The sequence below is a fragment of the Aphanizomenon sp. UHCC 0183 genome (assembly GCF_009712065.1).
GTDB classification, from domain to species: Bacteria; Cyanobacteriota; Cyanobacteriia; order Cyanobacteriales; family Nostocaceae; genus Dolichospermum; species Dolichospermum heterosporum.
This window is the reverse complement of the sequence record NZ_VILC01000057.1, coordinates 1-16,939: the sequence shown is the minus strand read 5'-3', so window position 1 is coordinate 16,939 and position 16,939 is coordinate 1. Positions and strand designations below refer to the sequence as shown.

The 16,939-nt window shown below is 40.3% G+C and carries 17 protein-coding genes and 2 pseudogenes; 9 read left to right on the top strand and 10 right to left on the bottom strand.

Annotated features, from left to right (window positions below; genetic code table 11):
* Nucleotides 1-87: 87 nt before the first annotated feature.
* The gene (gene ctpA, locus FJR37_RS17685) at nucleotides 88-1,356 is read right to left on the bottom strand and encodes a carboxyl-terminal processing protease CtpA (RefSeq protein ID WP_168466669.1); all 1,269 of its coding nucleotides are present in this window, start codon (nucleotides 1,354-1,356) and stop codon (nucleotides 88-90) included.
* 394 nt (nucleotides 1,357-1,750) lie between these two features.
* Between ctpA and petB the strand changes: the two genes are divergently transcribed.
* From petB to FJR37_RS17665, 4 genes are all read left to right on the top strand, one after another.
* A complete protein-coding gene (gene petB / locus FJR37_RS17680; RefSeq protein WP_027404375.1) occupies nucleotides 1,751-2,398 on the top strand; it encodes a cytochrome b6 in 648 nt (215 codons plus the stop codon).
* Between the two features lie 182 nt (nucleotides 2,399-2,580).
* A complete protein-coding gene (petD, locus tag FJR37_RS17675; RefSeq protein WP_168466668.1) occupies nucleotides 2,581-3,063 on the top strand; it encodes a cytochrome b6-f complex subunit IV in 483 nt (160 codons plus the stop codon).
* Between the two features lie 603 nt (nucleotides 3,064-3,666).
* On the top strand, nucleotides 3,667-4,113 hold the full coding sequence (locus FJR37_RS17670) for an anti-sigma regulatory factor (RefSeq protein WP_053540297.1): 447 nt from the start codon (nucleotides 3,667-3,669) through the stop codon (nucleotides 4,111-4,113).
* 167 nt (nucleotides 4,114-4,280) lie between these two features.
* Nucleotides 4,281-4,652: a hypothetical protein gene (locus FJR37_RS17665; RefSeq protein ID WP_168466667.1), complete on the top strand. Its 372-nt coding sequence runs from the start codon at nucleotides 4,281-4,283 to the stop codon at nucleotides 4,650-4,652.
* A 172-nt stretch (nucleotides 4,653-4,824) separates the two neighbouring features.
* Here FJR37_RS17665 and rimI read toward each other — a convergent pair whose 3' ends face one another.
* Nucleotides 4,825-5,346 carry a ribosomal protein S18-alanine N-acetyltransferase gene (gene rimI, locus FJR37_RS17660; protein ID WP_053540299.1) on the bottom strand — a complete coding sequence of 174 codons (522 nt, stop codon included), beginning with the start codon at nucleotides 5,344-5,346 and terminating at the stop codon, nucleotides 4,825-4,827.
* A 130-nt stretch (nucleotides 5,347-5,476) separates the two neighbouring features.
* Here rimI and lysA point away from each other — a divergent pair, with 130 nt between their 5' ends.
* The 3 genes from lysA (at nucleotide 5,477) to FJR37_RS17645 (ending at nucleotide 8,689) form a co-directional block, all read left to right on the top strand.
* Nucleotides 5,477-6,889: a diaminopimelate decarboxylase gene (lysA, locus tag FJR37_RS17655; protein WP_053540300.1), complete on the top strand. Its 1,413-nt coding sequence runs from the start codon at nucleotides 5,477-5,479 to the stop codon at nucleotides 6,887-6,889.
* A gap of 100 nt (nucleotides 6,890-6,989) precedes the next feature.
* Entirely contained in the window at nucleotides 6,990-7,943 is a 954-nt protein-coding gene (cdaA, locus tag FJR37_RS17650) for a diadenylate cyclase CdaA (protein WP_168466666.1), read from the top strand.
* The gene (locus FJR37_RS17645) at nucleotides 7,940-8,689 is read left to right on the top strand and encodes an isoprenyl transferase (RefSeq protein ID WP_168466665.1); all 750 of its coding nucleotides are present in this window, start codon (nucleotides 7,940-7,942) and stop codon (nucleotides 8,687-8,689) included. The genes cdaA and FJR37_RS17645 overlap by 4 nt, the downstream gene beginning before the upstream one ends.
* A gap of 54 nt (nucleotides 8,690-8,743) precedes the next feature.
* Here the strand turns inward: FJR37_RS17645 and FJR37_RS17640 are convergent, their stop codons facing one another.
* Both FJR37_RS17640 and FJR37_RS17635 read right to left on the bottom strand, forming a co-directional pair.
* Nucleotides 8,744-9,010, bottom strand: coding sequence for a DUF3143 domain-containing protein (locus tag FJR37_RS17640; protein ID WP_053540303.1), 267 nt, complete (start codon nucleotides 9,008-9,010; stop codon nucleotides 8,744-8,746).
* Nucleotides 9,011-9,060: 50 nt separating this feature from the next.
* The gene (locus FJR37_RS17635) at nucleotides 9,061-9,531 is read right to left on the bottom strand and encodes a J domain-containing protein (RefSeq protein WP_039204865.1); all 471 of its coding nucleotides are present in this window, start codon (nucleotides 9,529-9,531) and stop codon (nucleotides 9,061-9,063) included.
* Nucleotides 9,532-9,637: 106 nt separating this feature from the next.
* Between FJR37_RS17635 and FJR37_RS17630 the strand changes: the two are divergent.
* Nucleotides 9,638-9,850, top strand: a pseudogene (locus FJR37_RS17630) (type II toxin-antitoxin system prevent-host-death family antitoxin); the annotation flags it as partial.
* Nucleotides 9,851-10,065: 215 nt separating this feature from the next.
* Nucleotides 10,066-10,539 carry a DUF29 domain-containing protein gene (locus tag FJR37_RS17625; RefSeq protein ID WP_168466664.1) on the top strand — a complete coding sequence of 158 codons (474 nt, stop codon included), beginning with the start codon at nucleotides 10,066-10,068 and terminating at the stop codon, nucleotides 10,537-10,539.
* A gap of 596 nt (nucleotides 10,540-11,135) precedes the next feature.
* On the opposite strand, the pseudogene FJR37_RS27030 reads toward FJR37_RS17625, so the two are convergent.
* The 6 genes and pseudogenes from FJR37_RS27030 to FJR37_RS17600 form a co-directional block, all read right to left on the bottom strand.
* Nucleotides 11,136-11,240 (bottom strand): annotated as a pseudogene (locus tag FJR37_RS27030) (Uma2 family endonuclease); the annotation flags it as partial.
* Between the two features lie 9 nt (nucleotides 11,241-11,249).
* Nucleotides 11,250-11,849 (bottom strand): hypothetical protein, encoded by a 600-nt coding sequence (locus FJR37_RS17620; RefSeq protein WP_039204858.1) that lies wholly within the window; start codon nucleotides 11,847-11,849, stop codon nucleotides 11,250-11,252.
* Nucleotides 11,850-11,911: 62 nt separating this feature from the next.
* Entirely contained in the window at nucleotides 11,912-12,319 is a 408-nt protein-coding gene (locus FJR37_RS17615) for a hypothetical protein (protein WP_039204859.1), read from the bottom strand.
* Nucleotides 12,320-12,728: 409 nt separating this feature from the next.
* On the bottom strand, nucleotides 12,729-13,697 hold the full coding sequence (gene secF, locus FJR37_RS17610) for a protein translocase subunit SecF (protein WP_039204860.1): 969 nt from the start codon (nucleotides 13,695-13,697) through the stop codon (nucleotides 12,729-12,731).
* The gene (gene secD, locus FJR37_RS17605; RefSeq protein ID WP_039204862.1) at nucleotides 13,694-15,106 is read right to left on the bottom strand and encodes a protein translocase subunit SecD; all 1,413 of its coding nucleotides are present in this window, start codon (nucleotides 15,104-15,106) and stop codon (nucleotides 13,694-13,696) included. The genes secF and secD overlap by 4 nt, the downstream gene beginning before the upstream one ends.
* Nucleotides 15,107-15,661: 555 nt before the next feature.
* Nucleotides 15,662-16,645, bottom strand: a complete 984-nt coding sequence (locus tag FJR37_RS17600; RefSeq protein ID WP_039204864.1) for an alpha-ketoacid dehydrogenase subunit beta — start codon at nucleotides 16,643-16,645, stop codon at nucleotides 15,662-15,664.
* Nucleotides 16,646-16,939: the final 294 nt, after the last annotated feature.

The following is a 16,939-nucleotide window of genomic DNA, read 5'->3' as shown; positions in this document are numbered from 1 at the left end:
CGTCGTCAATTCACGCGCCATTCATCCCCCGCTGCCCTATCGGGTCAGACGTGGGGCTTCTGTCGGTTAAGCTAAATTCAGCAATGCCTATTTTTTTCCTGAATACTCATTATTCATTACCAATTTTTTACTCAAAAGTTCAATAGCCGCTTGATATTGAGCATCTGCATTTGTGCCGATTTGCTCCCGGTTAAGTGATGGTTGGGGAATAATTTGATCAGGCTTAATTCCCAACTTATTAATATCTCGATGGTTAGGAGTTTCATATTTAGCAATTGTCACCGCCAAACCAGAACCGTCGGACAATTCAAACAAAGATTGAATTAAACCCTTACCAAAAGTTGTTTCCCCAATTAATTGGGCGCGATGATTATCTTGTAATGCACCCGCGAGAATTTCGCTGGCACTGGCAGTTCCTTTATTAACGAGAATTACTAAAGGATCTGTCGTTAAAGCCGGTCCAAAGGCTTCATAGGTTCCCTGAATGCCTTGACGGTTGGCAGTGTAAACGATTGTGCCAGAGTCTAACCATAAACGAGCAGTTTCAATTCCTGCTTGTAAGAGTCCACCGGGATTATTTCTTAAATCAAGAATATAGGCAGACGCGCCTTTTTTTTCTAAAATAGAAATAGCTTGTGCCAACTCAGTAACAGCATTGGCACTAAATTGACTCAGTGATAGATAGCCAATCTTGGTTCCTTGGGGGGATAATCGTAAATCAGAAACAACAGGATTCAGCGAAATGCGATCGCGCACCAAGATAACCTCCTGATCCTGTTCTCCTTCCCTGCCAATTAAAAGCGTAACCACGCTGCCTCTTGATCCACGCATCTGCGCTGCCGCCTCATCAAGGGTCAGATTCTCTGTAGATAAACCCTCAATCTTCAAAATGCGATCGCGTGGTTTTAAACCCGCCCTATCCGCCGGAGAATTATTAATAGGTGTAATCACCTCCAAAACACCAGTTTGGGGATTAAGAGTAATTTGTAATCCCACACCAGTTAACTCTCCAGAAGTGCTAACTTGCAAACTGCGATATTTCTCAGGATCAAGAAACCGGGTAAAAGGATCATCCAAACTCTTTAGCATCGCCTGAATAGTAGTATAGGCTGCTTCATGATTAGCAAAATGTCCTTTTAACGCATTTTGTCGCACATCAAGCCAGCTTTGATGGTTAAAAGTCCCATCCAAATAAGAGCGATTAACAATTCGCCATACTTCATAAACTAACTTCTGTTCTGGAGTCAAAGCCGAAGCCGGCGGAACATATCCTGCCAACACCAAACCAAAAAGCAATAGCAGTAAGCATCCTAGCCGCCAAACCCGTTTGTGAATGAACCCTAATTTCAGTGCCATCTCAGACTCAAATTCCCTAAAAATTTCTGTAATGCTCAGTTGCTGATGAAATCTATCTCTCGACTATGTTACTTTTTTTATAGAAGAAGTGCATTCTTCTCATAAAGTTGCTAGTCCAAATTTATGAGCTGCCCATTCTTCCTGATCAACGATAAAATCATCTTTGGAGTCAACATAGTTAGCGTTGGCTCGTAAAGACAAGAAGACGGGAAGATTTATCAAAAATAGGGTGAGTTACACCCAAATCTACGCTCGTGGACAAGTAGAACCCCATTCTCTTGGATGAAGCGAGAAGCGAACCCTCTAACTGAGGTTAGTTGAATAGTCATGGCTGACTAAGCTTCGCATAACAAAACTTATCAACCGCAATCTATTTTTAGGACTTTAAGATTGTATGGCTAACGTCTATGACTGGTTTGAGGAACGCTTGGATCTCCAAGAAATTGCTGATGATATCACCACCAAATACGTTCCTCCCCACGTTAACATCTTCTACTGTTTAGGTGGAATTACCCTAGTATGCTTCCTGATCCAGTTCGCCACCGGATTTGCGATGACATTCTACTACAAACCCACCGTTGCCGAAGCTTTCTCCTCCGTAGAGTACATCATGAATGAAGTCAACTTCGGTTGGTTAATTCGCTCCATTCACCGCTGGTCAGCCAGCATGATGGTATTGATGATGATCCTCCACACATTCAGAGTTTACCTAACAGGTGGCTTCAAAAAGCCCCGCGAATTGACCTGGATCAGTGGTGTTATCCTCGCAGTTATCACCGTTTCTTTCGGTGTAACAGGCTACTCCCTCCCTTGGGATCAAATTGGTTACTGGGCTGTAAAAATTGTTAGTGGTGTACCAGAAGCCATTCCCGTAGTCGGCGTTCTCATCTCCGATTTACTCCGTGGTGGTTCTAGTGTTGGTCAAGCCACCCTTACCCGCTACTACAGCGCCCACACATTCGTTCTCCCTTGGTTAATTGCCGTCTTCATGTTGTTCCACTTCCTGATGATTCGCAAACAAGGTATTTCTGGACCTTTGTAATCAAAGTTGTTAGCAAATAGGCAAAACTTGTGTTTCCAGATCATCGTAGTTTGTTTTAAACTAAAGAGAAAATAACTTGTAAGTTGTAGACATAAACTACTATCGGAAACTTGAGCTAGTTGTATTGTTGACAGCTTCCACCAATACTTTAACTTCACTTCAGCCGGAGAGCGCATTTAAAAATGTCAACCCAAAAAAAACCGGATCTAAGCGATCCCAAATTAAGAGCTAAACTTGCCCAAGGCATGGGTCACAACTACTATGGTGAACCCGCTTGGCCTAACGATTTACTCTATATATTCCCAGTCGTAATTATGGGTTCTTTCGCCTGTATTGTGGCTCTAGCAGTTCTAGATCCCGCTTTAATAGGTGAACCAGCCAATCCTTTCGCTACTCCTTTGGAAATTTTGCCAGAGTGGTACTTATATCCTGTATTCCAAATTCTCCGCTCACTACCTAGTAAACTATTAGGTGTGTTAGCAATGGCTGCTGTACCCTTGGGATTAATTCTCGTTCCCTTTTTGGAAAACGTGAATAAGTTCCAAAACCCCTTCCGTCGTCCCGTAGCAACAACAGTATTTCTTTTTGGTACTCTTGTTACCATCTGGTTAGGTATTGGTGCTGCAATGCCATTAGACAAATCCTTAACTTTAGGATTATTCTAAGGTAGTTACAGTTAAAACTAAATCTAGTAGCGTCTGTGATTTTCAGGAGTATATACAGGATAATATCTGACAAACAAATAGCCACAATTATTTGATGGTCTAATTGTTACTGGTATTTTAAAACAGATATACTTTTGAAGATCAACAGACGCTAACCGAACTAGTAGTCTGTCAACCCGAAAATGACGGGTGAAGTCAAGCAGGGGGAGAAGAGAGGCACCGGGGCAGGGGAGGGAAGAACAGAAGTTTTTTCCGATCATTACCCGTCAAAATAAATTTGACGAACTACTAGAATTGCGGCAAGATTATTTCAAATTAACAATACCTTGTCCAAATTAGAAAAAGCCTTGATTTGTAGGTTGGGTTGTTCGCGTTAGCGTTGCGGAGCAATTAGCATGAAACCCAACAAATGCGTTGGGTTGCGCTGTCGCTTAACCCAACCTACAGGAAATGGACAAGGTATTGATTAGTGATGAGGATAGAGTTAAAACCAAAGTATTTAGTTTTATCTCTAATCTAATCATCACCATTCCTAAATGTGAACTTCTCAAATCACAAAAAACACCACTACTGTTCAATTACTTTCTATTTAAGTCACGGTCAATGCTTAGCATAGTGCAGCAAGACCATCGGACGGTAAGGAGCGATCTTAAGCTCTTAAATCCAGTACAACAATGGTTTGAAGAATTCTGTCAGCAATATTTACCTAAATATGGCTGGTCAGATAGCCAACTTTATCGTCTCAACCTAGCTTTAGCTGAAGGTTTTACCAACGCAGTTCGTCATGCTCATCATGCTTTACCACCGGAAACAACTATAGAAATTCAAGTCAGTTTATGGACTGATAGGCTGGAGGTGAGAATTTGGGATTACGGAAAACCATTTAATCCCGATGTAATCACTGAGCCAGAACCGGGGACTCTACAAGTGGGTGGATATGGATGGTTTTTACTCCGCCGCTTGGCGGATAAAGTTGTATATGAACGTGATTCAGATAGTAGAAATTGCCTGTTAATTGTTAAATATTGTTTAGAAGAACGGCAAAATTAAAAATTAGTAAGCTAACCGGCATTTAAAAATTAAAAGTCAAAATGATTACAACTTGTAATTATTTTGTGATGTTTGTTATGATTCAGACAAGACTAAAAAACCTTTTTCCCCACAAAGAAATAATATTTAAAGAAGAATTAATATTTTATTAGCAAAAAGAAATAGACATGATCTTTAAAAACTTGCAATTTAATTTTGAGAAAATCCGCCCCTGGCTAACCCTGTTAGCGATCGCCTGGTTATTAGCATCATTGGGATTGGGCTGGTTAGTTAATTCCTTGGTAATTATTTTGGGTTTACTGTTTCTTTTGCCTGTGATAGCATTCTTTGGGTTTCGCTGGTGGTTACAAAAGAATTTAGTTACTAACCAGTGTCCTGTATGTGGATATGAATTAACAGGGGTAAATAACAGTCAAGTACAATGTGCTAACTGTGGTGAACAACTATTAGTTAAAAACTTTCAATTTCAACGCTTCACACCAGAAGGAACAATTGATGTGAAAGCCGTTGAAGTGCAATCCCAATCACTGGAAGATTAGGAAGTTGTCAGTTGTCAGTTGTCAGTTGTCAGTTGTCAGTTGGAATATAGTAGTTCGTCAAATTTATTTTGACGGGTAATAATAGGAAAAACTTCTGTTTTCCCTCCCCTACTCCCCTACCCCTCTTCTCCCCCTACTTGCCTTTACCCGTCATTTTTGGATTGACAGACCACTAGAAGGGTGAACTCATAAAAGTTGCCCATTGATCTAGATTTTTGAGAAAATGTGGTTGTTGTAGTTCAGACAGCCAGAGAATTAAGGCATCCTCATTGTTATCTTTGTAATAACCCCGTCGTTTTCCCGCAGTCTTGAAACCAAATTTTTGATACAAAGAAATAGCAACGTGGTTAGAATCACGGACTTCGAGGGTAGCTCTCTCCAAACCAATATCAGCCGCAGTTTGCAGAAGGGAATATAATAGAGCTTTTCCCAGTCCTTGACCATGATATTGGGGATGAACTGCCAAAATTGTAATGTGTGCTTCCTCTAAAATTGACCAAAAGCACCCCATTCCTAACAATTCGGAGTGATTAAAAGGTGAAAATAAACCCAAAAAATGACTATTAGGACTTTCTAACTCCCGCAGGTAGCCTTCCATAGTCCATAAACCATCAAAACAGGCTTTATCTAGTTCTAATAGTTCAGTTAAATTATCTGTGGTTAAAGGTTGAATTTTTAAGTCGGATGAAATCACAATTTTTGAGGATTGAGGAAGGTTAATTATCAATTACCAATTATCCATTACCATACCAATGAGAGGGTAAACTGGAAATCAGGACATATACTCATGGCCTGATTTTTCACAAAGACAACTCTTATTAGTTATGGTATCGACTTACCCCGTCGAAGTTCAACTTTCTGGCCGTCAATATTTACAGTCAACAAGCGGTGACAGTGCTGATATTTCTCCTAATCAACAACTCTTACCTTTGACGGCGAGAGTTAATGATCATGATCATCTAGAAATCGGTGGGTGTGATGTCACAACCCTAGTTGAACAGTTTGCTTCACCTTTATATATTTTAGATGAGGAAACCCTGCGGACAGCTTGTAAGCAATATCGAGATACCTTTAAGGAATATTACAAGGGAGAATCTCAGGTACTTTATGCTTCTAAGGCATGGAATTGTTTAGCGGTTTGTGCCATTGTTGCCTCAGAAGGTTTAGGAATTGATGTAGTCTCCGGTGGCGAACTTTATACTGCGTTGAATGCGGGTATGAGTCCTGATAAAATTTACTTACATGGAAATAATAAATCTCATGATGAGTTGGTTTTAGCGATTCAGTCTGGATGTACTATCGTAGCGGATAACTGGCATGAATTAGATATGCTGGTGAAAATAGCAGGGGAGAAAACGGAAAATTCTTTTCTTTCGCCCATTCGGATCATGCTACGCTTAACTCCTGGAATAGAATGCCATACTCACGAATATATTCGCACTGGACACTTAGATAGTAAATTTGGTTTTGATCCCCATGATTTACAAGAGGTGTTTACTTTTGTGAGTCAACAGCCTAGTTTAAACTGTGTGGGGTTACACGCTCATATTGGTTCACAAATTTTTGAACGTCAACCACATAGAGATTTAGCCGCTGTGATGGTGCAGTGGTTAAGAGATGCGGCTAAACATGGTTTGCAGGTGACAGAATTAAATGTTGGTGGTGGTTTAGGGATTAAATATACAGAATCTGATGATCCACCAAGCATTGCCGAATGGTCTAAGGCAATTTGTGAGGTTGTACAAGCTGCTTGTACATCGGAAAACTTGCCTTTACCAAAGTTACTCTGTGAGCCAGGGCGATCGCTTATTGCCACATCTTGTGTCACTGCTTACACGGTTGGCGCTACCAAGGTGGTTCCTGAAATTCGCACCTACGTGGCGATTGATGGCGGAATGTCAGATAATCCGCGTCCTATTACCTATCAATCAGTTTATCGGGTGGTGGTTGCGAATAAAATATCTGATCCTTGCACCGAAATTGTGACATTAGCGGGTAAACATTGCGAATCAGGAGATATTCTGATTAAAAATGCCCAACTGCCAAAAACTGAAGCAAATGATATTCTCGTAGTTATGGGAACTGGTGCATACAATTACAGTATGGCATCTAACTACAATCGCCTCCCTCGACCGGCAGCAGTTGTAGTGGCAAATGGCGAAGCAAATTTAATTTTGCAACGCGAAACTTATCAAGACTTGATTCGACAAGATCGCCTACCAGAAAGACTTAAATAGTCCGTAGTCAGTGGTCAGTGGTCAGTGGTTAAAAAATCACAAATGACAACTGACGACTGACAACTGACAACTGACAAATGACTATAAGAATCCAGATGTCATGAGAGATTGGTGGAAGCAATGGCTGATAAACCTGGGAGATTGGTCGCAGTCCTTGCTCCTTGGGACTCTGGATATGGTGTTGGTGCTGGCACTGACATACATGATCCTGATGATTATTAGTGAACGGCGCACATTATGGATGGTGCGAGGGTTTATAGTCTTAATGCTTTGCTCGGCGCTCAGTGGCAAGTTAGGATTACCTTTGCTAAATTTTGTTCTCGAAAAATTGGTGATTGGCTGTGCTGTGGCTATGGCTGTGGCGCTGCAATCAGAATTTCGCCGTTTTTTGGAACAATTGGGACGTGGCGAATTTTGGCAATTATTTCAAAATAATGCCAGAGCAATTCCTAAGTCCGATAGTGTAATTGATGAAATTGTTGATGCAATTAAAGAGTTATCAAAAAATCGTATTGGCGCTTTACTAATTTTGGAAACCACAGGGCCTATTGAAGAACAAGATTTTTCAGTCCCAGGAGTGAAGCTAAATGCTGAAGTTTCCAAAGAACTGATCCAAACTATTTTTCAACCGAAAACTTTGTTACATGATGGAGCAACGTTAATTCGTGGTTCGCGCATTGTGTCATCTGGTATAATTCTACCACTTTCAGGACGCACAGCGTCGCGGCAGTTGGGAACACGCCATCGGGCAGCAATGGGAATTACTGAAAGGGTCGAAAATTGTATTTGTGTTGTTGTATCAGAAGAAACGGGTTCTATTTCCTTAGCGGAAAAGGGAACTCTATATAGACCACTAACTATTAAAAAGCTCAAAGAGTCTTTAGAAACTCGATTTTCTCCGACTGTAGATCGGGAGGCTCATGCACCTGGTCTTTTAAGTTTAGTTCGTCAACTTGGTGATAAATCACTAAAATTAATGTCCCGGCTACTTGGCTTACCTTGCCTTCGACACGCTACCCGTAGGGGTACGACTGCTTCTCAAGATAAAAAATGAAAACACAACAAACTGAATTGCAATATTTACCTCTTGATTTAAAACAACAATTACTACCTCAGCACGTCGCGGTAATTATGGATGGTAATGGCCGATGGGCAAAAAGTCGTGGTCTACCCCGCATGATGGGTCATAAGGCTGGTGTCAATGCTCTCAAGGATTTGCTGCACTGTTGCAAGGACTGGGGAATTAAAGCACTAACTGCCTATGCTTTTTCAACGGAGAATTGGCAAAGACCAGAGGAGGAGGTGGAATTTTTGATGAATCTATTTCAACACGTTTTACGCCAAGAACTGCGGGAAATGGTGGAGGAAAATGTGCAAATTCAGTTTGTGGGTAATTTATCGGCTTTACCACAGGCTCTTCAGGCTGAGATTTCCCATTCTATGGATCAAACTAAGGATAATCAGAGTATCCGGTTTACAATTGCGACTAATTATGGGGGTAGGCAGGAGATTTTACAGGCTTGTCGGGCGATCGCTCAAAAGGTTAAAGAAGATTTACTACAGCCTGATGATATATCTGAAGAAGTATTTGAAGCTCATTTATATACGGCTGGAATAGCAGATCCAGATTTATTAATTCGCACCAGTGGGGAAATGCGATTATCTAATTTCCTACTTTGGCAAATGGCTTATAGTGAAATTTATATTTCTGATACTCTCTGGCCGGATTTTAACCGTCATGAGTTTCATCGCGCTTTATCTGCTTATCAACAAAGAGAACGTCGGTTTGGGAAGGTGTGACAATTATCAATCAATTCAAGAGGGCGCAGGCCCTGCGCCCCTACCTCCCCCAGATTATGGTCCTGAAAAAACGGCTTCTTCGATGTCTTCCCGACTCAGGGAATATTTAAAGGACCGTTGTATATCTTGACGGTTTTCTCCTGATTGAAAATAGCGAACTGTAATTTGTTCAGTATCTAACCAAAGTTCCGCTTCCCAACTAGATCGTTGGACACGCCAACAATGTAGTTGGGTATCGTCTTGTTGACAACCTTGGTTTTTTAGCCATTGTTCGATTTGTGGTAAAGAGTGACTATATAGGGGTGTATCAGCGGCAAGCATAAGCAGTTCAATTCAGAATTATTGGTGATTTTAGAGGTGGGAAATTGAGTTTAACTAATTGCTTCTCCACGGAGAATGGCGATCGCCAGAGCTAATAGCATACAACCAACAATGGTTAACCCCAAAATAAATAATACAAATATTTCTCCAGCAGACAAGGGGCGATCGCTTGCATCCAAATACATTGATTTGGAAAAATCGTAGGGTTTATGCACGGAGTGATTTAAATCTGGTGGGACTTGAATGACACCAAATCGAGAATAGCCAATTTTTAAATCATAGTTTAAGCGCCGTTCTGGATTACTCAGGGTAGCGTAAGCTGTGTTGATTTGCTGAAATTGAGCCGTAGCAATATTAGCAGGTAATTCTGTCGTATCTGGATGATAGAGTTTACTCAGTTCCCGATAAGCACGACGAATATCAATTACTGATGCTCCGGGATGGAGTCCTAGCAGGGAATAATAAGTAGTATTGCTGCTTTGTGGGACTTCCCCATGATGATTTACGTTTTTTTGAGTCACTTTACTCAAATAAGTTTTTTTATATTCTAAATCTCTTGGGTAGCTATAGCAGAAATAGCCACAAAACATCTTATAATATGTATTATTCAGCATTTTATTAGATGCGATGCAAACTAGAATTAATCTCCAAAATATCCAAACTCTTACCGATTTCAAACGTAACGCCAAAGACTACGTAGAAAAAATTAAGTTGACAAAATCCCCACTGGTGCTGACTGTCAATGGCAAAGCTGAGGTTGTAGTGCAGGAAGCACAAGAATTTCAACAGATGTTAGATCGACTGCAAAACCTTGAGGAAGAACTGCAAAAACTCAAATTAGCACCGCAAAGCACTGTAAGTAGGTGAACACAATAAAACCAAACTGTGTAAAGAAATGTAAAATCGCCCAAACCCTCTTCACTCTTGCCTCTTGCCTCTTGCCTTTTGCCTTGCCATAACGACAATTTTCAACGCTCACCTACTTAAATTAGGAAATTCTGCATGAGGATTTTTATGGGGTATAATCAAATTATATTATTTTTTGAGGTGGAAATATGCAAACTTTAAGCACAAATAACTTAAAAAAATTATATAAATCAGACTATTTAGCCTGGTATGAGATGACTTTGGAACAAATAAAAAATGATCAATTAAATGATTTAGATTTAGATAGTTTAAGTGAGGTTTTAGAAAATTTGGTTAGAGATACTAAACGTAGTGGGGAAAGTTATTTGAGACAAATCATCATTCATTTATTATTAATTGAATATTGGGAAGCAGAAAGTATAAATCGTCGTCATTGGGCAGCAGAAATTGTTAATTTCCGCAATGAATTAGAAACAGATATGACTAGGAATTTAAGAAAACACCTAAACGAAGAAAAAGAAAATAATTATCAAAAAGCTATTAAGTATGTGATAGCAAAAACAGGATTAAAGAAAAACACTTTTCCTGAGCAATGTCCTTATACTTTAGAACAGTTAATTAATGATGATTGGTTTTCTGATACTATTAATATTCAATTTTAGGCGCTCCATAAATTAGGAATGATTTTAATGGTTTTGTGAGATGGTTAAGTTTGATGTTTCATCAAAAATAATCAGTTCTAAGTCTTCAGTGCAAAATTAATCGAATATTTTAAATGTTGGGTTTCCTTGCGTCAACCCAACCTACACAAAGCTTAAAACGTGATCATTACGTAGGGCTTGCTAAATAAAGCTAAAACCATTTATTAATAAGGGTTTCGCGGATTTTTATCACAAAAAAGTGCAAGGTTTTGGCTGATGGTGTCTCAAAATAGGTGCATTTTTCTTTGTCGGATTTGGAAAATTGAGGATATCCAGATAGTTGAAACTGTTCCCTGTTCCCTGTTCCCTGTTCCCTGCCCTCACAGACAACTTTTTCAGCAAACCCTACGTATTGAAATGTTGGGTTTCCTTGGGTCAACCCAACCTACACAAAGTGTATTTTTTTATAAAATGTCAGGGTCAATATTCAATTCTCTTACAGCAATTTCCAATCTTATGAGGTACATCTTAGCCCCCTCATCGCTTGCGGGGAGGGGGTTGGGGGTGGGGTTCTTGTTCCGGGTTTGATGACAATTTGCTGTAGTTTGGCCGCTAAACGTTCCCCTATCCTCACCTGTATCTTTCAACAAGGCTTCAAAGGTATCCCAGCTAACGTTATATAAAACCGTTCTTTGTTCAGCAGTAATTGACTCCGGAAGCATATAGAATACCTATTCCATCACGATACTAGATAAAATACCGAGAATTTTACCGATATTATTAATATAATAATCTGTCAAGTCAATTTCTACCACTTGATTAATAAGTTTTAAAAATTTCCAGTTAGTACCAGTGGTGACAGTACCATAAATTGTTTGAATATTATTACCTTCACGTTCATTAAACATTCTGGCGGCTATCATTTCTGCTACACATTGTCCTAAACCTGCATTAATATTTTCTTTTTTAGCTTCTACAATTGTGACAACGGGAGCATTAATAATTAATAATTCAGGTGAACGGCTAATAATGAAATCACAATTACCGTTTAATCCTTGTTCAGTGTCTACTGTAAAATCAATCCCTGAAAATAAACTGATTTGATTGTTTAAATATTTTCTAGCAGCTATTAAAATCGGCGCAATTATCATTTCAGAACGGGATTTTTCAGTATTACTAGCAAGTGCTAAAGGTAGATTTTCTTTTAATACTTCTGTTAGTAAATCTGGACATTCAATTTCTGGGATAGATGCAAAAATATTAATTTTATCTATAATCGTTAAAGCAAAGGCTTTTCTAACTTTGTCTAGAGTAAATTCACTATATGACATTTGATTTATTCCTGTAAATTACGCACCCTAAATGACTTCGCTTCGTGCCTATTCCCTGATTATTAACAAACCCATTTCCATAAAGGATGAGAAGATCCTTGTTGACGAATCCGATAAAGTTGCTTTTTTAAATTTTCCTGTTCTTGTAATGGTAATCCCCATATAATATTACGACTTTGCCAAACTAAAACAGAAGTCGTCATACCAATACATAAACTTAAACCCAGTGTAGATAGAGGATGAAAAATCAGTGTATATCGTAGTCCTACCCAGGTAAAATATTCTCGTAACAAAGAAATTTCAGTTCGTAAATTCCATAAGCAAAAAGGCGCAATAGTCAGCCATAAACAACCGGCAAATAACCATCTGCCATATACTCTTAGCCTATATAGTTTTTGTAATTGTTGAGCAAAAGCCGGGTCTAATTCCACTGTCTCTGGTTCAATTTGTGGTTCTTCAGGTTTATCCATAGGAAAGATATACTGTGCGCCGATAAAATCTAGTTCAAAATCTAGTTCAAAATCTCGTTCCCAGTCTCCGACTGGGAATGCTCATCATTGCGGCTCTGCCGCTAGTTATACTCAACACGGTTGGGACATGGACTTTTGTAAAATCACGAAAAACCTATTCTGTTGCTTGAGTTAAGATTTTACTCTTTTCTCTCCTTAGGAACGCAAATTTAATAACCTGCAATTCTGATGTAACCTGGAATGGTGCGTTACGCTGTCGCTAACACACCCTACTTTTGCACCTTATTTAATTCACATTCCTTATTACGATACAAGGGGTTTAGTGTAGTAAGGAGGCAGAGCCTCAACGGAGACATTCCCAGCCAGAGGCTAGGAACGAGTGAAGCCAGAGGCTAGGAATGAGTGAAATTTAAATTTCTGGAGAACTTACAGAGTTGTCAACTGAGTAATTTTCACTGCGTTCTCGCCACCAAATCAGGAGTGTACTAGCAATGAAGATACTAGAATAAGCTCCCATTAAAAAGCCTACCATTAAAGCCAAAGAGAAATAATGGAGGGTTTCTCCACCAAACAGGAAAATAGCAGATAGTGTTAATAAAACTGTTAAAGTGGTGTTGATTGACCTAGACAAAGTTTGGTTAACTGCATCATCAACAATTTCAGCAATTGGTTGTTCAGGATGGAGTTTGATGGTTTCTCGAATGCGGTCATAAATCACCACAGTATCATTTACAGAGAAACCTGTGATAGTTAGCAAAGCAACAATGAAAAGACTATCTACTTCAACGCCGAAAACTAACCCTAAAATTGAGAAAACTCCAGTTGTTACCAGAATGTCGTGAAACAAAGCCACAATAGCTAATAAGGCATAGTCCAACTGAAACCGGAAAGCCATATAAACAGTAATCCCGACAAAGGAAACTATTAAAGCTAAGATTCCCGAAGTAAATAATTCCTTTCCTAAAGTTGCACCAACGGAGTCATCTTGATTTTTTTTCGGGTCGAAAACGCCAATTTTTTCACTTAAAGCATTTTGCAAATTACTTCGCTGTTCTGTTTCCAGCTTCTTTGTGCGAATAGTAATACCATTTTCTTGGCCATTTTCAGAGATTAACTGAATGCTACTATCTCCAAGTCCTTGGGATTTGGCGACTTCTCGAACTAGGTTAATATCTATGGGTTGGTCACAGTTACCAGGTTTGTCACAGTCCCGCACAAATTGCAACCTGGTTCCGCCGATAAAGTCCAAGCTGGGACGCAGAGGTGCTTTGATACTGGGATTGAGTGTGGATATCACCATGGAGATAATACCCACCAGGATAATCACAGCGGAAATAGTCCACCAAGTACCCCGTGCCTTGTTAATATCTAGTCTCATTGTGCCACTCCTGTCTTATTTGCTACTGGCACATTAGGAGCATAAAGTTGTGTGTTCCGCAAAGAGGGAATAGAAATAACTAAAAACATCAATGTGCGACTACAAGTAATTGCGGTAAACATACTCACCCCTACGCCTAAAGCTAAGGTAAGTGCAAAGCCTTTGACTAATCCTGAACCTAACCAAAATAATGCAGCACAAGCAATCCAGGTAGTAACGTTACTATCTAAAATACTGGAAAAGGCGCGGTAAAAACCAGATTCTACAGAACGATATAAAGATTTACCTGCTTGTAATTCTTCTCTGGTGCGTTCAAAAATCAAGACGTTAGCATCAACAGCCATACCAATACTGAGAATAAAACCTGCAATTCCCGGCAAAGTGAGGGTAACACTTAGTAAACAAAATGCAGCCCAAGTCAGTATGGAGTAAATTATTAGTGAAACATTGGCTATCATTCCCGGTAGGCGATAGTACCACACCATAAATATTAATACTAAAGTCAGACCACCAATACCAGCGTAGATACTTCTTTGAATACTATCTTTTCCTAAAGTAGCTCCTACTGTTCTTCTCTCCGCAATTTCCACAGGAACAGGTAATGCACCCCCGCGCAATTGTACCCCTAAATCATTAGCCTCTTGGGCTTGAAAACGACCCGTAATAATAGCAGAACCACCAGTGATTCCAGTAGCAGCGTGTTCTGGTCCTACGGTGGGTGAACTAATGACTTCATTATCTAGAAAAATACCAATACTCCGACCTGTACCAGCAAGCTCTTTGGTGAGTCCAGCAAAGAGTTCTCCACCTTTTTGATCAAAACGGATAGCCACATTCCAGTTAGTGCCTTGATTGGGTTCACCGTAGGCATCCTTGAGATATTTGCCGGTGAGGGGTGGGTTGGTACTTTCAAACAATTCGGCGATCGCTTGATTATTCTTTTGAAACTCTTCCTTATTTTTATCAATCGCGGCTTGATCTTTGGATTTTTTCAACTCTTCTCGCTTAGTTTTCAGATCGTTGCGTGTAATCTGGAAAGCAAAAAGTTGTGTTTCTGTATTCGGTTTTTGGACACGGAACTCTAATTGTGCTGTACCACCTAATACTCGTTCTGCTTGTTCTGGGTCATTGACACCCGGTAGTTGTACGGATATCTTATCTGTACCGATAGTTTGAATTAATGGCTCAGAAACACCAAGACCATTAATTCGCCCTTCGACTACTTTTTTCACAGCTTCCAATTCTCGTTCGGTGATTTGGGGAATTTCCGCCGTTGGTTTCACCTGAATAGTAAGCTGTGAGCCGCCCCGTAAATCTAATCCCAAGGGGACAGGAATTGTCACAATCACCGTAATAGCGGCGATGACCAAAACTATAATTAACGCTAATAGCGATCGCTGTTTTTGCATACTATCACTCACAACTAACAAAGGTTATAATAACGTTCTTTGATTGCGTTGTGAGTAGAAGTTTGAGTTGACACTCCCCGGTCTAAAGACGCGGGGATTCTTAATCGAATAATTGTCAAGACAACTGCTCGAATAATATCCGCTTTTCAGGTATTACCTTAGATGTACGGTTCTTGCCCTGATCCTGTTTGCCATTACTGGCAGAATCATCTCTGACAAGCGTAACTTTCCGAGAGTCCCCCGGTAGCTTTTTATGTCTTTAGGAATGTGAATTAAATAAGGTGCAAAAGTAGGGTGTGTTAGCGACAGCGTAACGCACCATTCCAGGTTACATCAGAATTGCAGGTTATTAAATTTGCGTTCCTTAGTGACAATTTAATTGTATCACGAATATTGAAGGCAATCAATTCGCCCGTGTGCGTTTTCCCCTGCGGTTTGAAGACGCGAAGCTCCCAACGCTACCGTGTTCCTCTTGTGGTCAGTAGTCAGTGGTCAGTGGTTATTGGTTCACAGCAACGAACAACTGACAACTGACAACTGACAACTGACAAATACCTAAACTCGCAAAGCCATCATCTTCTGGACGGCTTCTACGATTTGTTCTGGTTGGACAATAGTTAGGCGCTCAAGATTACCGTTGTAAGGTGTGGGAATATCTTGAGAAGAAAGCCGCAATACAGGTGCATCCAATTCATCAAATAAGCGGTCATTAATCGAAGCGGTTAATTCTGCACCAATACCCCCGGTTCTCATACACTCTTCTACAACAATCACCCGGTGAGTCTTGCGAATTGATGCGCCAATAGTTTCAAAATCAAGAGGTTTTAGGGAAATTAAGTCAATAACTTCTGGATCATAACCTTGTTTTTCCAAAGCTTTCACAGCTTGCAGCACATGATACCGCATCCGCGAATAAGTTAAAATCGTCACGTCCTTACCTTGACGGACAACCTCAGCCTTATCTAGCGGTAGTACATATTCTGTTTCTGGCAGGTCTTCTTTTAAATTATAAAGTAAAACGTGTTCAAAAAATAATACAGGGTTGTCATCGCGGATAGCTGCTTTCAGCAATCCTTTAGCGTTATAAGGTGTGGAACAAGCCACAATTTTTAAACCAGGAACAGCTTGGAAATAAGCTTCGAGACGTTGGGAATGTTCCGCACCCAATTGTCTACCCACACCCCCAGGACCACGAATCACCATAGGGATTTTAAAGTTACCACCGGAAGTGTAGCGTAACATACCCGCATTGTTAGAAATTTGGTTGAAGGCGAGGAGCAAAAAGCCCATATTCATCCCTTCAATAATCGGTCTTAACCCAGTCATAGCAGCCCCTACAGCTATACCTGTAAAGCTATTTTCTGCAATGGGGGTATCTAAAACTCGCAGATCACCATACTTTTGGTGTAAGTCTTTAGTAACTTTATAAGAACCGCCGTAGTGTCCCACGTCCTCACCCAGAACGAATACGCTAGAATCGCGTGCCATTTCTTCGTCAATAGCTTCCCGCAGGGCGTTGAAAAATAGTGTTTCTGCCATTTAGACCTTTATTACATTTTATCGTTATAGAATTTTATCGTGCCATTGCCCCGAATACCGTCAAGCGTAGCACTGTTGTTGAGAACAAGAAATAATTTTCATATATTTTACAGCAGAATTCAGGAGTCAGAAGTAGGGGAAGTAGGGGGAGTAGGGGGGGTAGGGGGGAGTAGGGGGGAGTAGGGGGAGTGGGGGGAGTAGGGGGAGTAGTGGGAGTAGGGGGAGTAGGGGAAGTAGAGGGAGTAGGGGGAGTAGGGGAAGTAGGGGGAGTTAGAAGTCAGGAGTCAGGAGTCA